This is a genomic window from Desulfuromonas carbonis (assembly GCF_054658035.1).
The window spans coordinates 2051984-2070370 of sequence record NZ_BAAHXR010000003.1 but is presented as its reverse complement, the minus strand read 5'-3'; the positions used below and the strand labels follow the sequence as shown (position 1 = coordinate 2070370).

Genomic DNA, 18387 nt, shown 5'->3' with positions numbered 1-18387 from the left:
GCGAACCATGACCGATACCCTGGTTCTCGAAAACCTCAGCGGGTGGGAGGAGATCGCCCCCTTCAACTGCCGCGTCCCGGCAGGCGGGATGGCGGTCATCCTGACGCCCAAGGATGAATACAACAGCGACCTCGCCCGGCTCCTGCTCGGCCTGGTCCTGCCGCCACAGGGGCGGGTCGAACTCTTCGAACGGGAACCGGGCAGACTGAACGAACGGGACGGTCGGGAGCTGCGCCGCCGCATCGGCACCGTCGCCGCCGCCGGTGGCCTGATCTCCAACCTCAAGGCCTGGGAGAACCTGCTCCTGCCGACCCTCTACCACCGCAAACTCTCGCGGGAGACCCTGGCGAGTGCCGGGCGCGCGGCGCTTGACAGGGTCGGTTACCAGGGGCAGGAGATGGCACTGCCGGGGTTGATGAACCTGTTTCAGCGCAAGCAGGTCGGCTTCGCCCGGGCGCTTCTTCTCGATCCCGACCTGATGATCTACGAATCGCTCCTGTTCGGCCTCAACCAGCGGGAGCGCAACCTCCTGCTCGACATCGCCCGCAGCTTTCACGGTGAGAAGGCCGGGAGGACCTCCCTCTTTCTTACTTCGGACCCGGGTCTGCCCCGCCTCCTTCCCGAGGCCGAGGTCCATTACCTGACGAAGGGATTGCAGCCATGATCGAGGAGGTCGATACCAGGTTTCGCCATCTGGAAACCAAGATCGGCCTGTTCCTGGCGCTGGCGCTGGCCGCCTGCCTGGGAGCAGTCTTCTATATCGGCACCGCCAGTGACCTGTTCACCCCCAAGTATCTGCTGCACTTCACCGTCGACAAGGGGACCGGGTTCGCCGCCGGCATGCCGATCAAGCTCTCCGGTTTTCGCATCGGCCGGATCGAGGATATCGCCCTCAACCAGGACGCCCGGGTCGACATCCAGGTGCAGATCGCCAGGAAGTACCAGCAATGGATCCGCGCCGACTCGGTAGCGCGCCTCGCCAAGGAGGGTCTGGTCGGCGACGAAATCATCGAATTGAGCGTCGGCTCCCCGGACCAGCCCATGCTCGAGGACGGCGACCTGCTCACCTTTGAAAAGACCAAGTCCCTTGAGGAACAGGCCGCCGAGATCGCCGACAAGGTCAAACCGGTGCTGATCGAAGTCGCCGAGATCATCGCATATATCAACGACCCGGACGGGGATCTCAAGCAATCGCTGCGCAACATCCAGGTCCTCAGCAACGACTTGAAGACGATCCGCGGCGAGGCGGGACGCCAGCTCACCACCACCGTCGACAATCTCAACCTGACCATCGACAAGGCTGCCTCGATTCTTGGCCACTCGCAGGATTCGCTCCACGCTTTCGAGGCAACGCTGGGGAATGTCGACCGCGTGGTCGGCGAGGTCGAAACGAGTTTGCCGGACCTGCTGCAGCGTTTTGATCGGATTCTCGGCAACCTCGAAGCAACTTCCTGCACCCTGCGCCAGGTTGCGACCGAGGCGGCGCCGCAGATTCCCGAGCTTCTCGCCGAAGTCGACGGCAGTGTCAAGGAGGCCCGGCAGGTGATCGGTGCGGTGCAGGACATCTGGCTGATCCGCGGCAACCTGCCGCAGGAGAAGCCGCTGCTGTTGCCGGGAGACAGTCATGAATAGGGAGACCACGGGCTTCGGGCCGGCTGCCGGCAGGGTCGTACTGCTGTTCCTGGCGCTCCTGTTCAGCGGCTGCGCGAGCACCAGCCCCCCCCAATCGCCGGCCCTGCAGGCCGCCGTCGCCGAAAGCCGGCGCGGGATCGAGGCCGAGAGCCGCGGCAAGCCGCGGATCGCCCTCGCCGCCTTCAACCGGGCGCTGGACGGATACGCCGCCATCGAGGATACCCCTGGCGTGGTCAAAAGCCTGGTCAATATCGCCCGCCTCGAGCGCCGCGGGGGGAACAGCGAGGCGGCCGCCACCCACATCGAGCGCGCCCTGGCGCTCAATCCTGATAATCCGGCCCTGGCGGCGGAGCTCCGCTTTGAAAAGGCGCTGCTGCTTCTCGACCGTGAAGAACCGGCCGTCGCGCTGGTCTGGGCGCAACAGGCCCTCGCCACGGCACCGGCGGCGGAACGGGGCCGCGCCCGCAACCTGGTGGCGCGCATCCTGCTGCTGCAGGGGGAGCGGGACCAGGCTGCCGCGGCGGCGACCCGGGCCCTTTCCGAACTCGCGGGGCCGCAACTGGCCGAGCGGGCCAACGCCCACCGCCTGCTCGGCGAGATCGCCCTGGCCGGCGGCCAGGCCGTCGGCGCCGAAGCTGAATTCAACCAGGCCCTCGCCCTCGACAAGGAGGCGGGGCTCTGTCCGCGCATCGCCGCCGACCTGCAAGGGCTGACCCGCGCCGCCGACCTGCGTCAATCTCCCGGAGAGGCGATGGCGCTGCTCCAGCGCGCCTTCACCGTCGCCAGCGCCGGCGCCGAATATCCACTGGCCATCCAGCTTCTCGACGACCTCGCCACCCGTTATCGGGCGAGTGGGGACAGCAGTGCCGCGCAACAGCTCGCCAGAGAACGGGAACGCCTCGCCCAGCTGGTGAATGGTGGCGACCTGCCCCGCTGATTTCCTCCCGCCAGGTCCCCAAAAAAAGGGCGGCCCCCGGAATCCTCCGGGGGCCGCCCTTTTTTCCTCATCGCTCAGGACGGGTCCTTTTCACGCCGCCAGCCGCGCCTCGTAGCGCTCGACCAGCTGCCGGTATTTCGCCTCCAGATCGGGACTGGCCGCTTCGGCGGCGGCGTAGTCGGCGAGCATCCGCGGCCGCACCGCGGCCGGCAGGGTGCGCTCGGCCAAGGGGTAGAGGATCTGGTCCTCCTTGTCGATATGATCGCGCAGCAACGCTGCGTAGCCCCGGGCGTTCTCGGCAATCGCGTCGGCCTGTCCGACTTCTCCGGCCAGCGCCTTCTGTGCTCCTTCTTCCATGCCGCGCACGAAGGCGCGCCCCTGGTCGTGGGCCATCAGCATCGCCGCTACCGGCGAGTGCTCCTTCGGCATGCCGTTGGCGAGGAACTCGCGGAAGAGGACATCCTCCTCCTTGGCGTGGTGAAAGCGGTCGGCATAGTTGCGGATGAAATCGACGGCGTCGAAGTAGAACTGCCAGTCGCGGAACTTCCCCGCCGCGAGCAGGGCGGTGTTGCCCTCGACCAGGGCAATCATGCGCAGGATCAGCCGGTGTTCCTCGACCATCACGGCGGTGACGTTGATCTTCTCGTCCATGGTCAGCTCCTCCGCTCGCCGTCGACGCCGATCACGGCGATCTCCAGCGGCACCTCCTTGCCCGACTGTGCTATCGCCTGCTGTGCCATCAGCGCCAGGCCGCGGCAGCAGGGAACCTCCATGATCGTCACCGTCACCGACTTGAGGTCGTTGTGGCGGATGATGGCGGCGAGCTTCTCCACGTAAGGGGAGGTATCGTCGAGCTTGGGACAGGCGTTGACCAGTACCTTCCCCTTGATGAAATCGCGGTGAAATTCGGCGTAGGCGAAGGGGGTGCAGTCGGCGGCGATCAGCAACTCGGCGTTGCGCAGCCAGGGGGCGGTTGGCGGCACCAGGTGGAGCTGGGTCGGCCACTGGCGCAACTCCGAGGCGATGCGGCCGCTCGATTCGTTGCTGGTTTCTTTCTTTTCGATGGTCCGGACATGGGAACCGGGGCAGCCGCAGGCAAGATTACTCATGGTGGTTCTCCTTTTTGAAATCGGTAAATGGATGATTCGTGACTGGTTTAAACCCGAAGCCGCTCAGGCGGCCGTTTCCAGGTAGCTGTTGATTTCAGCCTCGATCTGCGCCTCGATCTCGGCGCCGAGGGCGTGGATGGCGACGACGTCCTTGAGCAGGCAGATGCCGACGCCGCAGGTGACGCAGCCGATCTCGTAGTGATTGAGGATCTCCCCGATGCGGGGATGGGCGATGATGACATCCTTGATGGCGCTGTTGCCGATATCGCTTTTCAGGTCCATGGCGTTCTCCCTTTGCTGTAGGTGGCTGCAGAATAACCACCGCCAGGGAAAACAAACATGATGCAGATCAAAATTCTCGATTTTCCGTTTTCTTCTCTCCCCCGGGACTGATTCATTCGCCTCCCACCCGCTTCAGCCCGTATTACCTCCAGACTAAAGTTCAGCCTATTTGAAAACGGTTTTCATTTTCCCCTTGACATGGCGCGACCGCCTCAGTATTTTCTGAAACTCGTTTTCATTTTCACCCCGATTGGCAGCCGGGCCCAGCCGCCAATCGCCCTGTCCACTACTATTTCAAACCAAGGAGACTCGCATGAAATCCGGACTTACCGCAGCGCTGGCGCTGCTGGCACTGCTCTCCCTCGCCCCCGCAAGCGGGGCCGCCACGGTCGACGAACTCGAACGTCGGCTCGATCTTGTGACGACCGAATTGCAGCAACTGAAGAACGAGGCGACCGTGGCAGAGCCCCAATATGTCTCTATCTACGGTTCCGGGCCTGCCGCTTCAAGGATCTACCAGCTCGGCCGGGGACTTTCGGTCGGCGGCTACGGCGAAGCGAAATATACCCATTACACGGACGACCAGGGGACAGCCAAGGACCGTGCCGACCTGGTTCGGCTGATCCTCTACACCGGCTACAAGTTCAGCGACAAAATTGTTCTCAACACCGAACTGGAATTCGAACACGCCAAGATCGAAGGGGGAGAAGAAGGAGGGGAGGTCGCGGTCGAGTTCGCGCAGCTCGATTTCCTGCTTCAGCAGAAGATCAACCTGCGCGCCGGCCTGATGCTGGTACCGGTCGGCATCACCAACGAACAGCACGAACCGACCCAGTTTCACGGCAACGACCGTCCGCTGGTGGAACGTCAGGTCATCCCGGCAACCTGGCGGGAACTCGGTGTCGGTGCCTTTGGCACCCTCGCCGACGGCATCGATTACAAACTCTACCTGGTGACCGGACTCGACGCGACCGGATTCAATGCCACCGGCATCCGCGGGGGGCGGCAGGAGGGGAGCAAAGCGACCGCGGAGGATTGGGGGGTGGTCGCCAGACTCGACTTCCAGCCACTCCTCGGCCTCGATCTCGGGGCGAGTGTTTACCTCGGCAACTCCGGCCAAGGGAGCGAATTCAGCGGTCAGCACCCGGACGTCTTTACCCAGCTCTACGAAGCACACCTCCAGGCCCGGCACTCCGGCCTGGAGGTAAAGGGCCTGGCGACCTTGCTCCGCATCGATGAGACCGGCCTGTTGAATGGCGTACCGAGTCAGGCCATGGCCGGCTATGGCGAACTTGCCTATGACCTGCTTGCCTGGCTCGCCCCCCGCTCCGGCCAGTACCTGGCGCCCTTTGTCCGGGTCGAAAAGATCGACTACCAGGGGAGCAGCGAGGATGTCGAACTATATGTGGCCGGCCTCTCTTATAAGCCCCACCCTCAGGTGGTTCTCAAGGCCGACTATCGTAAGTTCGATCTCCAGGCCAAGGCCGATGCCCCTGGCGAAATCAACCTCGGACTCGGTTTCATCTTCTGACCACCCACCGAATATCCCCGGGCACCGGCTGGAAAGCAGCCTGCCGGTGCCCGGATCTGGAGCCTGCGCATGAAAAGTCTGATTAGGGTCGCCCTGCTTCTGGTCCTGATGGCCGGCACGTCACCCGCCCAGGGTCTGCACTCCCGGGAGGAAGCCTTGCAGCAAGCTTTTCCGGAGGCAGAGCACATCGAAGCCATCCATCTTTATCTCACCGCAACCCAACGCCAGGCGTATGAACGGGTGACCGGGACCGCCAGCGACACTTCCCTTTATACCTTTTACATAGGTTACCTGGAGGGTCGCCGGCTCGGTATCGCCGCCATCGAGTCTGCGCCGGTACGCACGCAACCGGCGACCCTGCTGGTGGTCCTCAATCCCGATCTCAGCGTTTGCTTCGTCGAAGTTTTAGCCTTCTTCGAGCCCTCGGAATACTCCCCTTCGCCGCGCTGGCTCGGCCAGTTCGCCGGGCGAAGCGGGGTGATGGACTTGCGCCTCGGCAAGGACCTTCACGGCATCACCGGAGCGACCCTCACCACCCAGGCGGTCCTGCGCCAGGTCCGCAGAACGACCGCCATGGCCGCCTTCCTCCCCGGGGAGAACTGAATATGAAATTAACCAGCGCGAGCCCAAGTCGTCCCCTCCCCGGTGCAATCCTCGGCTTCTGCTATCTCTACACCCTGTTTCACGGCGTCACCGGAACCGTTATGTTCGCTCTCAAGCTTGGGTTTACCCCCAGCTCGGTCGCCCGCTATTATCTCGGCGATCCCGATCGGTTCATGAATCCCCGCAGCCTTTCCGGGCTGCTGGAAATCACCCATTTTCACCTATTTTCGATGGCCCTTTTTTACCTGGTCTTTTGCCACCTGCTCGCCTTCACCCCGCTGAGAAGCAACTACAAACGGTGGCTGGGCTGCACGCTGGCCTTCTCCCTTTCCGCCGACCTTGTCTGTGGATGGCTCATTCGCTATGTCTGGGCCGGATTTGCCGTGGTCAAACTGGGCGCCTTCTTTCTGTTGCAAGGCACCATCCTCCTGCTGCTGCTCACGCTTGCCGTCCATCACTTTGGAAACCGCAGCCGGTGCAGAGAAATAATCGGGGAGACCGTTTAGGCGGTCTCCCCGATTTAACTGCAACAATTATCCGGTGCTGACCTGCGGCCAGATTACTTGCGCAGCACCTTGACGATGGCGGAGAAATCCTCCTCGCCGCGGCCGTCGGCGACCGCCTGATCGTAGACCTTGAGCGTCGCGGCGACGACGGGGAGATCGAGGTGGTGCTGGAGGGCGACCTTCTGCACTGCCTGCAGCCCTTCGCGCACGTACTTGAGGGCGAGATTGCGGGAAAAGTCGCCGCGGGCAATGGAGCGCCCCTTGGCATTGAAGAGCGGAGAGGCGGCGCCCCCCGACTCGAGACACTCGAGAATCTTTTCGGCCTTGAAGCCGAGCTTTTCGCCAAAGACCAGGCCTTCGGCAAGGGCGGCCATCAGCTCGGCCTGGACCAGGTTGACGATGAACTTCATCTGCGTCGCCTCGCCGACCTCGCCGATATGGATGACGCTCAGGCCGAGGTAGGAAAAGACCTCGCGGCAGCGCCCGAGGAGCGACGGGTCGCCCCCGACCAGGATCGTCAGCAGGCCATTGGCGGCATGCTCGCGGGTCCCCCAGACCGGCGCTTCGAGGAAGAGAACCCGTTCCTTGCTCGCCTGGGCAGCCAGTTCCCGCGTCGCCTCCAGGGAGTGGGTCCCCATATCGACAAGAATCGTCCCCGGGTCGATCCCGGCGAGAAAACCGTTGTCACCGCCAAGCGCCGCTTCCCGTTCCTCGATTTCCGGCAGGATGACGATGACGAGGTCACGCCCCTTGGCCGCGGCGAAAGGGGTCGGCGCCGCCTTGGCGCCCGCCTTGACCAGCTCCTGCAACGCGTCGTCCTGGCGGTCGTAAACCGTCAGCCGGTAATCCCCCTTGAGCAGGTTGAGAGCCATATGCTTGCCGACGGTACCCAGGCCGATAAATCCGATTTCCCTGATCATGCAAACCTCCCCAATAAAAAATTAACGATTGCTTATTAGACCACGATCGGGCCCAGGATTCAACCATGCTGTTTGCCGGCCGTGACTATGGGCCGGTGGCACCATAAGCCCGGGCCAGCCAGGTCAACAGCACCGTGCCGGCTACCGCAGGGTCGGCGCCGAAAGCGACCAGCCCGTCCTCGTGGCCAGCCATGGCAAGGATGCCGCCGGCGCGCACCGCCGGGTCGGCATAGAGCGAGGCGACTGCGGTCGCCATCGCCGGGGTGCCGTAGGCAGCAGCGGGATCGGTGGCCGGCAGACCAAGGGCTGCGGCCCGTTGCCAGAGCAGGGGCGAGTGAACGTGGAGGACGCAACGCAACTCGGGGTCGAGGGCATAGAGGGCACCGTGGGTCAGCGCTTCCGAGGAGGGACGGATCGGGCCTTGCGCCACCACCCGGTTGGCCTGCGCATCGCAGTTGCGCACCAGGGCATAGTGCTCGGGACCGAGCAAGGCCAAGGGCCCGGTCTGGGTACCGCTGATGGTGAAGGGGCGCTGTTGCGGCGGCGCCGCAAACGGGGGAAGTCGCAGGCTGACATTGCCGAAACCGAGCCCCGCGTAGCGCTTCGGGTCGCACCCGACCAGGCCGACCTGGAACAGGATGCGCCGCCAGCCGTTGAGCTCGGCCAGCTCCGCCATCGGCAGAGGCGGGGCCGGGGTGAACTCGAGGTCGAACTTGATGACACCTTCCTGTTGACTCATGGGACTCCTAGGCCGCCTGTCGTTTGAAGGACCTGTTGGGTTTCATTACATTCAACCCAACCTACGCCGTATGCCCGGAGCGGTTACCACGTAGGTTGGGTTGAGCAACGCGAAACCCAACAATACCTTAATGCGCTTCGCGCCAGTTGTTGCCGACACCGATATCGACCACCAGCGGTACCGACAACGGAATCGCCCCCTCCATCTCTTCCCGCACCAGCGCCCGCACCGTCTCCAGTTCCCCCTGCGGCACATCGAAAACCAGTTCGTCATGGACCTGCAGCACCATCTTCGCCTGCAGTCCCTCCTCCGCCAGCCGCCGGTGGATATGGACCATGGCGACCTTGATCAGGTCGGCAGCGGAACCCTGGATCGGATAGTTGATGGCGTTGCGTTCGGCGTAGCTGCGGATCGCGCCGTTTTTGCTATGGATCTCGGCGACGGCACAGCGCCGGCCGAGGATGGTGGTGACAAAGAGCTTCTCCCGCGCCTCCTGGCGCTTGCTCTCCATGAAGGCCTTGATGCCGGGATAGCGGGCGAAATAGTTGTCGATAAACGTCTGCGCCTCGCGGGTCGGGATACCGAGGTCCTTGCCGAGGGAAAAAGCACCCATGCCGTAAATCACCCCGAAATTGATGGTCTTGGCCTGGCGGCGCATCTCGGGCGTAACCATTTCCGGGAAGACGCCGAAGACCTCGCTGGCGGTGCGGGCGTGGATATCCTCCCCCTTGGCGAAAGCTTCCTTCAGCACCGCTTCGTCGGCGAGGTGGGCAAGCAGACGCAGCTCGACCTGGGAGTAGTCGGCGGAGAGGAGCAGGTTTCCCGGCGCCGGGATGAAGGCTTCGCGGATGCGCCCTCCTTCCTCGCTGCGGATCGGGATGTTCTGCAGATTGGGGTCGCTGGAGGAAAGCCTTCCGGTCGCCGTCACCGCCTGGTTGAAGGAGGTGTGGATGCGTCCGCTGTCGGGATTGACCAGTTTCGGCAAGGCGTCGCTGTAGGTCCCTTTCAGCTTGGAAAGGGAGCGATGTTCGAGCAGCCGGGCCGCGATCGGGTGCTCCACGGCGAGGTTGCTCAGCACCTCGACATCGGTCGACCAGCCGGTCTTGGTCTTCCTGCCGCGCGGCAGCTTGAGGCGCTCGAAGAGGATCTCGCCGAGTTGCTTGGGGGAGGCGACATTGAAGGGGGTGCCGGCGAGCTGGTGGATCGTCTCCTCAAGCACGGCGAGCTTGGCGGCGAATTCCCGGGAGAGGGCGCCGAGGAAGCCGGCGTCGATCGCCACCCCGGTCCACTCCATGTCGGTGAGCACCGTCATTAGCGGCATCTCGACTTCGTGAAAGAGTCGCTCCTGGCCGTTTTCGGCGAGCAGCGGCTCGAGCTTTTCTGCCAGCCGCAGGGTGATGTCGGCGTCTTCGGCGGCGTAGACCACCGCCTTCTCCACCTCGACTTCGGCGAACCCGATCTGGTTCTTGCCGCTGCCGGTCATCTCCTTGTAGCTGATCGTCTTGTAGCCAAGCAGCTCGGCGGCGAGGGCGTCCATGCCATGAGAGCTGGCGGCCGGGTTGCCGAGATAGGAGGCAAGCATGGTGTCGACTGCCACCCCCTGCACCCGGATTCCGGCGCGCCGCAACACCAGCAGATCGTATTTGGCGTTCTGGGCGATCTTTGCCTTGGAGGGATCTTCCAGCAGCGGCCGCAGTCGCTCCAGCACCCCGGCACGATCGAGCTGGTCGGGGACACCGAGGTAGTAGTGACCGACCGGGATATACCAGGCTTCGCCGGGCGTTACGGCGAAGGAGAGCCCGACCAGGTCGGCACGCACTGCGTCGAGACTGGTGGTTTCGGTGTCGAAGGCGAAGCGCTCGGCCGCCTCCAGCTCGGCAAGCAGGGTATTGAGGTCGGCTTCACTCAGCACTCCGCGGTAACCTTCACCGCTGGCGCGCTCGTCGCTGGAGAACTCCTGCAGCAGTTTGTGGAATTCGAGTTGTTTGAAGAGATCGGTCAGCGCCGCATTATCGGGCGGCGTCAGGGCGAAATCGGCGAAATCGCAGTCGAGGGGGACGTCGTCCTTCAGGGTCACCAGCTGCTTCGACAGCCGCGCCGAGTCGGCATGCTCGCGCAGCTTTTCCTGCAACTTCCCCTTGACCCGGTCGAGATTGGCGAGCAGGTTCTCCACCGTGCCGAACTCCTGGATCAGTTTGACCGCGGTCTTCTCGCCGACGCCGGGAACGCCGGGGATGTTGTCGGAGGCGTCCCCGGAAAGGGCCTGCACCTCGATCACCTTTTCCGGGCCGCCACCGAAGCGCTCCGCCACCTCGGCCAGCCCCGAAACCTGGTCCTTCATGGTGTCGAGCAGGGTGATTCGCTCCGAGACCACCTGCATCAAATCCTTGTCCCCGGTAACCACCGTTACCGCCAGCCCGTCGGCGGCAAACTTCTTGGCCAGGGTGGCGATGATGTCGTCGGCTTCGAACCCCTGCTTTTCGATCGCCGGCATGTTGAACGCCCGCACCAACTCCTTGATCACCGGGATTTGCGGCACCAGGTCTTCGGGCATCTGCGCCCGGTTCGCTTTGTACTCGGGGTAGAGCTCCTTGCGAAAGGTCGGCCCCTTGGCGTCGAAAATCACCGCCAGGTGGTCAGGGGCGTGTTCGCGCACCACCTTGAGGAGCATATTGACGAAGCCGAAGACGGCGTTGGTCGCTTCCCCTCTGCTGTTGGAGAGATGGCGAATGGCGAAGTAGGCGCGGTAGATGTAGCTCGAACCGTCGATCAAAAAGAGGCGCTGCGGCTGCTCGGTCATGGGACTCCCGGATCTTTGAGTGCTGAGTGCTGAGTGCTGGGAAATTATTTCATAGGACGGGGGAAATACCAAGCGCCGGAAAGCGGGTGCCGGAAAGCCGTGGAGGTAAGCGCAGGGAAACAGGGCGGCAAACTGGGTTAAAGACCCCGTCTTTTTCCAATCAGCTTGGCGAACCGTCAAACCGCCAGGAAAGCCACGATGGATATAGCCATTATGAAAGTCTTGCAAACAAAGGGCATTATCCCTATCCTTGTGAGCGTTGTCACTTCACCCTCCCCAGACATCCCCCGGAGTTACCCGATGCTCGCTGCGCTCCACAAATACCTCCCCGGCCTGCTCCTGCTCCTGGCCGGTGCGACTGGCCTTGCGCTCGCCGGGCTGGTCATGGGCGTAGCATCGATGAGCCTGGCACCAGCGACGAACATCAGCCGGGGCAAGCCTCGCCCCCCTCTCCCGTTACCGGAAAAACCGACCCTCGCCGACTACGAAGTGATCGTGCAGCGCAATATCTTCGATTCGACCGGCGCGGGACGGGAAACGCTTCTCGGCACCTCCGAGTCCGGCGCGAGCCCGACCGCCGGGGCGACGGCGCGCAGCCGTCAGGATCTGGCGCTGGTTGGCACCATCGCCAACCAGGAACATTCCCTGGCACTGCTGACGATCGCCAAGGAGCCCCGGGTGCTGCGTCTCGAGGAGGAGCTCCCGGGTGGCGGCACCCTGGTCGCCGTACGCCGCAACGAAGTGGACATTCGCTACGCCGACGGTAGTCTTGAGACCCTGATCCTCCCCCGCCAAGGGGCAAATGCGACGGCCGGCCCGGCGGCGCGTCCCGCCGCAGCCAGTGGCGGTGCGCAGGTCCAGGCCCTCGGCGGCAACCGCTTTGCCATTGCCCGCGCCGAGGTCGAGAAGGCCCGGTCCAACATCGGCGAGTTGCTGAAGCAGGCGCGGATGGAACCGTACATCGTCAATGGCGAAACCAGCGGCTTCATCGTCAAGATGATCCAACCGGGGTCGATCCTCGCCCAGCTCGGCATGCAGCTCGGCGATGTGGTGACCCGGGTCAACGGCGTCGAGCTCAACAGTCCGGAAAAAGCGTTGCAGATATTTCAGCAGCTGCGGGAGGCCCGCCGGCTCAACGTCGACCTGACGCGCGGCGGCCAGCCCCTCTCCCTGCAGTACGAAGTCAACTAGGAGGATCTCGTGATTCCGAATCATCGTCTCTGGGCCGGCCTGCTGTTACTGCTCGGTCTTCTCCTCCCCTACCAGGCGCTGGCCGAGCCGCCGACGCCGGCGCCGGAAGGGGTCTCCCTTGACTTCAAGGACGTCGAGCTCACCGACCTGATCCAGACCATCAGCGAGCTGACCGGCCGCAATTTCATCTACGACGATACCGTGCGCGGCAAGGTGACGATCATCTCCCCCCAGCGGATATCCCTCGACGAGGCCTACCAGCTCTTCCTCACTGTTCTCAATGTCAAGGGCTTCACCGTCGTCCCCTCCGGCCAGGTCAACAAGATCGTGATGGTCAAGGACGCCAAGGAGAACAACCTGCCGACGGTCTTCGAGGCAGGGAAGCAGCGCAAGGGGGACCAGTTCGTCACCCGGCTCATCCCGCTGCAGAACGTCGATGCCAACGTGCTGGCCACCACCGTCCTCGCCCCGCTGATTCCCAAGACCAGCAATATCGTCGCCTATCCACCGTCGAATACCCTGATCATCACCGACAGCGCGGCGAACATCGAACGCCTGGTGCAGATCATTCATGAACTCGATGTCACCAGCCCGCCGGACAAGCTGGAAATCATCTCCCTGAAATTCGCCAGCGCCGAGGAGGTAGCCCAGATCTGCAACCAGATCCTCGCCCAGGCGGCGACCACCCCACGCCGTGGCCGCGCCGCGGCGAACGTGGCAACGGCGGGCGGAGCGTCGGTAAGTAAAATTCTCCCCTACGGCCGGACCAACCAGCTGGTAGTCATGGCGAGCACCGAGGACATGCTCACCATCCGCAATATCCTCGCCCAGCTCGACCAGAAACCGGAGACCGAGCGTTCCCACATCAACGTCTACTACCTCGAAAACGCCGACGCCGAGACCCTCGCCAAGACCCTCAACGAAATCCTCACCGGCATCAAGGCCCAGGCGAAGCAGACCCGCACCACACCCGGCCAGGCCGGTGTTGCGCAGGGCACCCCCCTCGCCAGCGAGCCGGTCACCATCACGGCAGACAAACCGACCAATGCCCTGATTGTCAACGCCAACCCGGAAGATTACGAAATCCTCCGCGGCATCATCAGCCAGCTCGATATCAAGCGCAAACAGGTCTTCGTCGAGGCGTTGATTCTCGAGCTGTCGATGGACGCCACCCGCAAGCTCGGTGCTTCGCTGCAGGGCGCCATCGGCATCAACGGCGACAGCGTCGTCTTCGGGACTAGCAATCTCAACAGCGGCTCGGTCACCCTCGGCGACCTCGCCGGCAGCTCCAGCTCAAGTACGCCCAACCTGCTTGGCAAGGCGGTCGAGGGGATCCTCCTTGGCGGCCTCTTCGACCCGATCAGCATCACCAACCCCGACGGTTCCACCACCACGGTGCCGGCCCTCTCGGCCCTGATCCAGGCCTCCAAGACCGACGCCGATATCAATATCCTCTCGGCGCCGCGCCTGCTGACCTCGGACAACGAGGAGGCGGAGATCATCGTCGGCCAGAACGTGCCGATCATCACCTCGCGCCTGACCGGCGCCAACAGCTCCACCGACGCCACCAACCTCGCCCAGAGCGTCACCATCGAGCGCAAGGACGTCGCCCTCACCCTGCGCCTGACGCCGCAGATCACCGAGGGGAATCTGGTCCGCCTCACCGTCATGCAGGAGCTCACCGACCTCGCCGCTACCAGCGTCGGCAGCATCGACCAGGTCGGCCCGACCCTGACCAAGCGCTCGATCCGCAATACCGTGGTCGCCGAAAACGGCCGCACCATCGTGCTCGGCGGACTGATCGGCAACAACGTTCAGAACAGCATCACCAAGGTGCCGCTGCTCGGTGACATTCCGATCCTCGGCTGGCTCTTCAAGACCAAGAGCACCACCACCAAGAAGACCAACCTGCTGGTCTTCATCACCCCCCACGTGATCCGTGGCGCCGACGACCTCGCCGACGTCACCCGCAAGAGCCGCCAGGCGATGGACGACTTCCGCGACCGCAGCATCGCCCCCGGCTGGCAGATCGATCCGCCCCCGGCCAGGGTTCCGGCCGCGCCCGAGCTGCCGCCCCCTGCGCCGGCCAGCCCGGCCGAACCGATGGGGAACTAGATGGCCTGGAGACTCCTCGGGGAAATCCTGCGCGACGACTTCAAGGTGCCGGCGGCCCAGATCGAGACCGCCCTCGCCCTGCAGGGGGAAGACCACCGGCGCATCGGCCAGATCCTGGTCGGCCGCAAACTCCTCGACAGCAAGGACCTGGCGGCGGCGCTGGCACTCCAGCAGGGGCTCGAATTCCTGGCGACGCTGCCGGAACAGATCGACCCCGAACTCCTCAACCTGGTGCCGATCGGCTTCGCCAAGGACTACCGCGTCATCCCCCTGGAACGCCACGAGGGGCGCCTGCGCGTCGCCATCGCCGATCCCGGCGACAGTCGCGCTCTCAACGACCTGGCGGCGCTGACCGGGGAAGAGCTGGAGGTGGTGGTCGCCCCCAGCGAAGAGATCCTCGCCACCATCAACCGCGGTTTCGAGCGCCAGGCCGGGGAAGCCCGGGAGATGGTCGAGGAGATCGGCGGCGAGGCGAGCGGCGACCTCGCGGTCAGCCTCGAACCCCAGGATCTGATCGACGTCGCCGACGAGGCGCCGATCATCCGCTTCGTCAACAGCCTGATCACCCAGGGGTACAAGGAGCGCGCCAGCGACATCCACCTCGAACCCTTCGAAGGGGAGATGATCGTCCGCTACCGCATCGACGGCATCCTCTACGAGGTACTGCGCCCCCCCCACAAGGCCCAGGCGAGCATCACCTCGCGCCTGAAGATCATGGCCGGCCTCAACATTGCCGAAAAGCGTCTCCCCCAGGACGGCCGCTTCCGGGTGCGCATTGCCGGCAAGGATGTCGACGTCCGCGTCTCGACCCTGCCGACCGCCTTCGGCGAGCGGGTGGTGCTGCGCCTCCTAGACAAGGCGTCCAACGTCCTCGCCCTTGAGGATATCGGCATGGACCCCGACATGCTGCGCCAGGTCGGCGCCATGATCCACAAGAGCCACGGCATCTTCCTCGTCACCGGTCCGACCGGTTCCGGCAAGACCACCACCCTCTATGCGGCGCTGACCCGGCTCAACAGCCGCGAGAAGAATATCATTACCGTCGAGGACCCGATCGAGTACCAGCTCGCCGGAGTCGGCCAGATCCAGGTCAACCCGAAGATCAACCTGACCTTCGCCGCCGGCCTGCGCTCGATCCTGCGCCAGGACCCGGACATCATCATGGTCGGCGAGATCCGCGACGGCGAAACCGCCGAGATCGCCGTGCAGTCGGCGCTGACCGGACACATGGTCTTCTCGACCCTGCACACCAACGACGCCGCCGGTGCCATGACCCGCCTGGTGGAGATGGGGATCGAGCCATTCCTGGCTGCCTCCTCCATCGTCGGCATCATCGCCCAGCGCCTGGTGCGCACCATCTGCCCGCACTGCAAGGAGGCCTACCAGCCGACCCCGCAACTGCTTTCCGAGATGGGCCTGGAGCGGGCGCTGCCACCCGGAGCGCAGCTCTTTCGCGGGCGCGGCTGTGCCAAGTGCATGGAGATCGGCTACCGCGGCCGCAGCGGCATCTACGAGCTCCTCCCCGTCGACGAGCAGGTGCGCGACCTTCTGCTGCAGAAGAAGGATGCCGCGACGATCAAGAATGCCGCCGTGAAGAAGGGGATGCGCACGCTGCGCGATGCCGGACTGGCGATGGCGCTTTCGGGCGAAACGACCATCGAGGAAGTGCTGCGCGTAACCCAGGACGAGACCTGAGCAGGGAGATTCGATGCCCCTCTTCGATTACAGCGGTTTCGACGCCGCCGGGAAGAAGGTCACCGGGGTGATCGAAGCGGCCGGCCGCCGCGCCGCCATGGCCCGCCTGCACGAGCAGGGGGTCTACCCGACCGATCTGCGCGAGGAGCGCCAGGCTGGCGTCCGCCGGCGCTGGTCCACCCTCCTCGAGCGGCGCCGGGTCGCGCCGCTGGAGCTCGCCGCCGCCACCCGCCAGCTCGCCACCCTGCTCGGCGCCGGGCTGACCCTCGACGAGACCCTGGCGACGGTCGCCGACCAGCTCGACCAGCCGCAGCTGCAGCGGATTCTCGGCCAGGTGCGCAACGCCGTGATCCAGGGCGAGGCCCTGCACGCGGCGCTGGCCGCCCACCCGGAGACCTTCCCGCTCCTCTTCGTCAACATGGTCCAGGTCGGGGAGAACAGCGGCACCCTCGACGCGGCGCTGGCCCGGCTCGCCGATTTTCTGGAGGAACAGGTCCGGCTGCGCTCGCGGATTCGGGCGGCGATGGCCTACCCGGTGCTGATGGCGGTGGTCGGCGTCGGCGTCCTCTTTTTCCTCCTCAGTTTCGTGGTGCCGAAGGTGACGCGAATGCTCACCGACCTCGACCAGGCGTTGCCGCTGCCAACGCAGTTGCTGATCAGCCTCAGCGACTTCCTCGCCGTCTGGTGGTGGCTGCTGCTCTTGCTGGTCTGCGGCGGACTGCTGCTCCTCGATCGCTACCGCCGGACCGCGACCGGGCGCCTCGCCCTCGACCGCCTGACTCTGCGCCTGCCCCTGCTCGGGCGGCTCAACCTGCTGCTGGCCACGGCCCGCTTCACCCGCACCCTGTCGACCCTGCTCGCCAGCGGCGTGCCGCTCCTCAAGGCGCTGGAGATCGCCCGCAACCTGCTGCAGAACCAGGTTCTTGCCGAGGCGATCGCCGCCACCACCGATGCGGTGCGCGAAGGGGAATCCCTCGCCGCCCCCCTCAGACGCAGCGGCGTCTTCCCGCCGATGGTGGCACAGATGGCGGCGATCGGCGAACGCAGCGGCGAACTGGAAGGGATGCTGCTGCGGGTGGCCGACGCCTACGAACACCAGGTGGAACTTTCCATCGGTGGTCTCCTCTCGCTCCTCGAACCCTTGATGATCCTGGTGATGGGGAGCGTCGTCGGCTTCATCGTCATGGCGATCCTGCTGCCGATCTTCCAGGCGAGCCAGGGGATGGGGTAAGGTGGGCAGGGGGAGATTTTGAATTTTGAATTTGAGTTCTGCGTTCTGAATTCGGGAAAAACTGACGAAAGGCGAACAACATGCATAACGACATCAGGCGCGATCAGCGCGGTTTCACCCTCATCGAAATCATGGTCGTGGTCGTCATCCTTGGCATCCTGGCGGCGATTGTGGTACCGCGGCTGCTGAGCCGCCCCGACGAGGCGCGGGTGACCAAAGCACAGGCCGACATCAAGGGACTGGAGTCCTCCATCGGTCTCTTCAAGCTCGACAACGGCTTCTACCCCGCTACCGAGCAGGGGCTGCAAGCCCTGGTCAGCAAGCCGACGGTGGGACGAATTCCCTCCAAGTATCCCGACGGCGGCTACCTGAAGAAGGTCCCCCTCGACCCCTGGGGCAACAATTACCTCTATCTCTCGCCGGGGGTGCATGGCGATTACGACCTCCTCTCCTACGGTGCCGACGGGGAACCGGGCGGCGAGGGGGTCAATGCCGACATCCAGAACTGGAACCTTGACTAGAGCCTTGTCCACCACGGTTGGCCGACGGCCCCATTGGTCCGCGGCGGGCTTCACCCTGATCGAGCTGGCGGTGGTCCTGCTCCTGCTCGGGATCTTCACTGCCCTGGTCGTGCCGCTCTTTGCCGGTATCGGCGACGACGCCCTGCAGATCAGTGCCCGGCGCCTGGCCGGGACGGCCAAGTATCTTTACAATGAAGCGGCCCTGACCGGCCGCCCCCATCGCCTCGTCTTCGATCTCGATGGCGGGGAGTTCGGCGGACGGCGGCTCGAAACCAGCAACGAGCTGGTTACCCTCGGCGGGACCGGCAGCGACCACGCCCTGCCGGACGCCGTCCGCTTCCGCGATGTCGTCGTCGCCGGTCGCGGCAAGCTCAGCAGCGGGTCGATCTACGCCGCGGTCCTGCCAGTCGGCTGGATCGACGAAACCGTGGTTCATCTTGAAGGGTCGGGCGGTAAACAGCTGACGCTGCGCATCGCCCCCCTGACCGGCAGCAGCGAGGTTTATGAAGGCTACCGCGAGTTCGACAACCTGGCCGCTTCCGAGCAAAGCAAAGGACGTTAAGGACACGATGGGG

The 18387-nt window shown here is 64.4% G+C and carries 18 protein-coding genes; 12 read left to right on the top strand and 6 right to left on the bottom strand.

Translation table 11 applies throughout. The features are described 5' to 3' along the window. Positions 1-7 precede the first annotated feature (7 nt). From ACYQ8E_RS16310 to ACYQ8E_RS16300, 3 genes are read left to right on the top strand one after another with little or no spacing between them, the layout of a single operon-like run. The gene (locus tag ACYQ8E_RS16310; RefSeq protein WP_066725110.1) at positions 8-664 is read left to right on the top strand and encodes an ATP-binding cassette domain-containing protein; all 657 of its coding nucleotides are present in this window, start codon (positions 8-10) and stop codon (positions 662-664) included. After that, positions 661-1632: an MlaD family protein gene (locus tag ACYQ8E_RS16305; protein WP_066725107.1), complete on the top strand. Its 972-nt coding sequence runs from the start codon at positions 661-663 to the stop codon at positions 1630-1632. Before ACYQ8E_RS16310 ends, ACYQ8E_RS16305 begins: the two co-directional genes overlap by 4 nt. After that, positions 1625-2569, top strand: coding sequence for a tetratricopeptide repeat protein (locus ACYQ8E_RS16300; RefSeq protein WP_066725104.1), 945 nt, complete (start codon positions 1625-1627; stop codon positions 2567-2569). The genes ACYQ8E_RS16305 and ACYQ8E_RS16300 overlap by 8 nt, the downstream gene beginning before the upstream one ends. A gap of 90 nt (positions 2570-2659) precedes the next feature. Here ACYQ8E_RS16300 and ACYQ8E_RS16295 read toward each other — a convergent pair whose 3' ends face one another. From ACYQ8E_RS16295 to ACYQ8E_RS16285, 3 genes are all read right to left on the bottom strand, one after another. Beyond that, entirely contained in the window at positions 2660-3220 is a 561-nt protein-coding gene (locus tag ACYQ8E_RS16295; protein ID WP_066725101.1) for a hemerythrin domain-containing protein, read from the bottom strand. A gap of 2 nt (positions 3221-3222) precedes the next feature. Next, the gene (locus tag ACYQ8E_RS16290) at positions 3223-3678 is read right to left on the bottom strand and encodes a hypothetical protein (protein ID WP_066725098.1); all 456 of its coding nucleotides are present in this window, start codon (positions 3676-3678) and stop codon (positions 3223-3225) included. A 63-nt stretch (positions 3679-3741) separates the two neighbouring features. Next, positions 3742-3960 carry a hypothetical protein gene (locus ACYQ8E_RS16285; protein WP_066725096.1) on the bottom strand — a complete coding sequence of 73 codons (219 nt, stop codon included), beginning with the start codon at positions 3958-3960 and terminating at the stop codon, positions 3742-3744. 313 nt (positions 3961-4273) lie between these two features. Here ACYQ8E_RS16285 and ACYQ8E_RS16280 point away from each other — a divergent pair, with 313 nt between their 5' ends. The 3 genes from ACYQ8E_RS16280 to ACYQ8E_RS16270 all read left to right on the top strand — a co-directional run bounded on the left by ACYQ8E_RS16280 (position 4274) and on the right by ACYQ8E_RS16270 (position 6600). Continuing rightward, positions 4274-5491 carry a hypothetical protein gene (locus ACYQ8E_RS16280; protein WP_066725094.1) on the top strand — a complete coding sequence of 406 codons (1218 nt, stop codon included), beginning with the start codon at positions 4274-4276 and terminating at the stop codon, positions 5489-5491. 69 nt (positions 5492-5560) lie between these two features. Beyond that, positions 5561-6094, top strand: coding sequence for an FMN-binding protein (locus ACYQ8E_RS16275; protein ID WP_066725091.1), 534 nt, complete (start codon positions 5561-5563; stop codon positions 6092-6094). A 101-nt stretch (positions 6095-6195) separates the two neighbouring features. Next, entirely contained in the window at positions 6196-6600 is a 405-nt protein-coding gene (locus ACYQ8E_RS16270; RefSeq protein WP_459861441.1) for a hypothetical protein, read from the top strand. A 53-nt stretch (positions 6601-6653) separates the two neighbouring features. Here the strand turns inward: ACYQ8E_RS16270 and ACYQ8E_RS16265 are convergent, their stop codons facing one another. The 3 genes from ACYQ8E_RS16265 to polA all read right to left on the bottom strand — a co-directional run bounded on the left by ACYQ8E_RS16265 (position 6654) and on the right by polA (position 11059). Beyond that, positions 6654-7520 carry an NAD(P)-dependent oxidoreductase gene (locus ACYQ8E_RS16265; RefSeq protein WP_066725085.1) on the bottom strand — a complete coding sequence of 289 codons (867 nt, stop codon included), beginning with the start codon at positions 7518-7520 and terminating at the stop codon, positions 6654-6656. Between the two features lie 85 nt (positions 7521-7605). Further along, a complete protein-coding gene (locus ACYQ8E_RS16260; protein WP_066725082.1) occupies positions 7606-8259 on the bottom strand; it encodes a class II aldolase/adducin family protein in 654 nt (217 codons plus the stop codon). A gap of 127 nt (positions 8260-8386) precedes the next feature. After that, the gene (gene polA, locus ACYQ8E_RS16255; RefSeq protein ID WP_066725079.1) at positions 8387-11059 is read right to left on the bottom strand and encodes a DNA polymerase I; all 2673 of its coding nucleotides are present in this window, start codon (positions 11057-11059) and stop codon (positions 8387-8389) included. A gap of 300 nt (positions 11060-11359) precedes the next feature. Between polA and gspC the strand changes: the two genes are divergently transcribed. The 6 genes from gspC (at position 11360) to ACYQ8E_RS16225 (ending at position 18374) form a co-directional block, all read left to right on the top strand. Continuing rightward, positions 11360-12250 carry a type II secretion system protein GspC gene (gene gspC / locus ACYQ8E_RS16250; RefSeq protein ID WP_066725072.1) on the top strand — a complete coding sequence of 297 codons (891 nt, stop codon included), beginning with the start codon at positions 11360-11362 and terminating at the stop codon, positions 12248-12250. 9 nt (positions 12251-12259) lie between these two features. Next, positions 12260-14365: a type II secretion system secretin GspD gene (gene gspD, locus ACYQ8E_RS16245; protein ID WP_066725068.1), complete on the top strand. Its 2106-nt coding sequence runs from the start codon at positions 12260-12262 to the stop codon at positions 14363-14365. Beyond that, on the top strand, positions 14366-16060 hold the full coding sequence (gene gspE / locus ACYQ8E_RS16240; protein WP_082820189.1) for a type II secretion system ATPase GspE: 1695 nt from the start codon (positions 14366-14368) through the stop codon (positions 16058-16060). 13 nt (positions 16061-16073) lie between these two features. Next, positions 16074-17291, top strand: coding sequence for a type II secretion system inner membrane protein GspF (gspF, locus tag ACYQ8E_RS16235; RefSeq protein ID WP_066725064.1), 1218 nt, complete (start codon positions 16074-16076; stop codon positions 17289-17291). An 80-nt stretch (positions 17292-17371) separates the two neighbouring features. Further along, the gene (gspG, locus tag ACYQ8E_RS16230) at positions 17372-17812 is read left to right on the top strand and encodes a type II secretion system major pseudopilin GspG (RefSeq protein ID WP_066725061.1); all 441 of its coding nucleotides are present in this window, start codon (positions 17372-17374) and stop codon (positions 17810-17812) included. Beyond that, a complete protein-coding gene (locus tag ACYQ8E_RS16225) occupies positions 17805-18374 on the top strand; it encodes a pilus assembly FimT family protein (RefSeq protein ID WP_197463731.1) in 570 nt (189 codons plus the stop codon). The genes gspG and ACYQ8E_RS16225 overlap by 8 nt, the downstream gene beginning before the upstream one ends. The last annotated feature ends 13 nt before the right edge of the window (positions 18375-18387 follow it).

Coding starts and splice junctions, on each gene's coding strand:
- ACYQ8E_RS16310 (WP_066725110.1), top strand. CDS start 8: ATGACCGATACCCTGGTTCTCGAAAACCTCAGCGGGTGGGAGGAGATC.
- ACYQ8E_RS16305 (WP_066725107.1), top strand. CDS start 661: ATGATCGAGGAGGTCGATACCAGGTTTCGCCATCTGGAAACCAAGATC.
- ACYQ8E_RS16300 (WP_066725104.1), top strand. CDS start 1,625: ATGAATAGGGAGACCACGGGCTTCGGGCCGGCTGCCGGCAGGGTCGTA.
- ACYQ8E_RS16295 (WP_066725101.1), bottom strand. CDS start 3,220: ATGGACGAGAAGATCAACGTCACCGCCGTGATGGTCGAGGAACACCGG.
- ACYQ8E_RS16290 (WP_066725098.1), bottom strand. CDS start 3,678: ATGAGTAATCTTGCCTGCGGCTGCCCCGGTTCCCATGTCCGGACCATC.
- ACYQ8E_RS16285 (WP_066725096.1), bottom strand. CDS start 3,960: ATGGACCTGAAAAGCGATATCGGCAACAGCGCCATCAAGGATGTCATC.
- ACYQ8E_RS16280 (WP_066725094.1), top strand. CDS start 4,274: ATGAAATCCGGACTTACCGCAGCGCTGGCGCTGCTGGCACTGCTCTCC.
- ACYQ8E_RS16275 (WP_066725091.1), top strand. CDS start 5,561: ATGAAAAGTCTGATTAGGGTCGCCCTGCTTCTGGTCCTGATGGCCGGC.
- ACYQ8E_RS16270 (WP_459861441.1), top strand. CDS start 6,196: ATGTTCGCTCTCAAGCTTGGGTTTACCCCCAGCTCGGTCGCCCGCTAT.
- ACYQ8E_RS16265 (WP_066725085.1), bottom strand. CDS start 7,520: ATGATCAGGGAAATCGGATTTATCGGCCTGGGTACCGTCGGCAAGCAT.
- ACYQ8E_RS16260 (WP_066725082.1), bottom strand. CDS start 8,259: ATGAGTCAACAGGAAGGTGTCATCAAGTTCGACCTCGAGTTCACCCCG.
- polA (WP_066725079.1), bottom strand. CDS start 11,059: ATGACCGAGCAGCCGCAGCGCCTCTTTTTGATCGACGGTTCGAGCTAC.
- gspC (WP_066725072.1), top strand. CDS start 11,360: ATGCTCGCTGCGCTCCACAAATACCTCCCCGGCCTGCTCCTGCTCCTG.
- gspE (WP_082820189.1), top strand. CDS start 14,366: ATGGCCTGGAGACTCCTCGGGGAAATCCTGCGCGACGACTTCAAGGTG.
- gspF (WP_066725064.1), top strand. CDS start 16,074: ATGCCCCTCTTCGATTACAGCGGTTTCGACGCCGCCGGGAAGAAGGTC.
- gspG (WP_066725061.1), top strand. CDS start 17,372: ATGCATAACGACATCAGGCGCGATCAGCGCGGTTTCACCCTCATCGAA.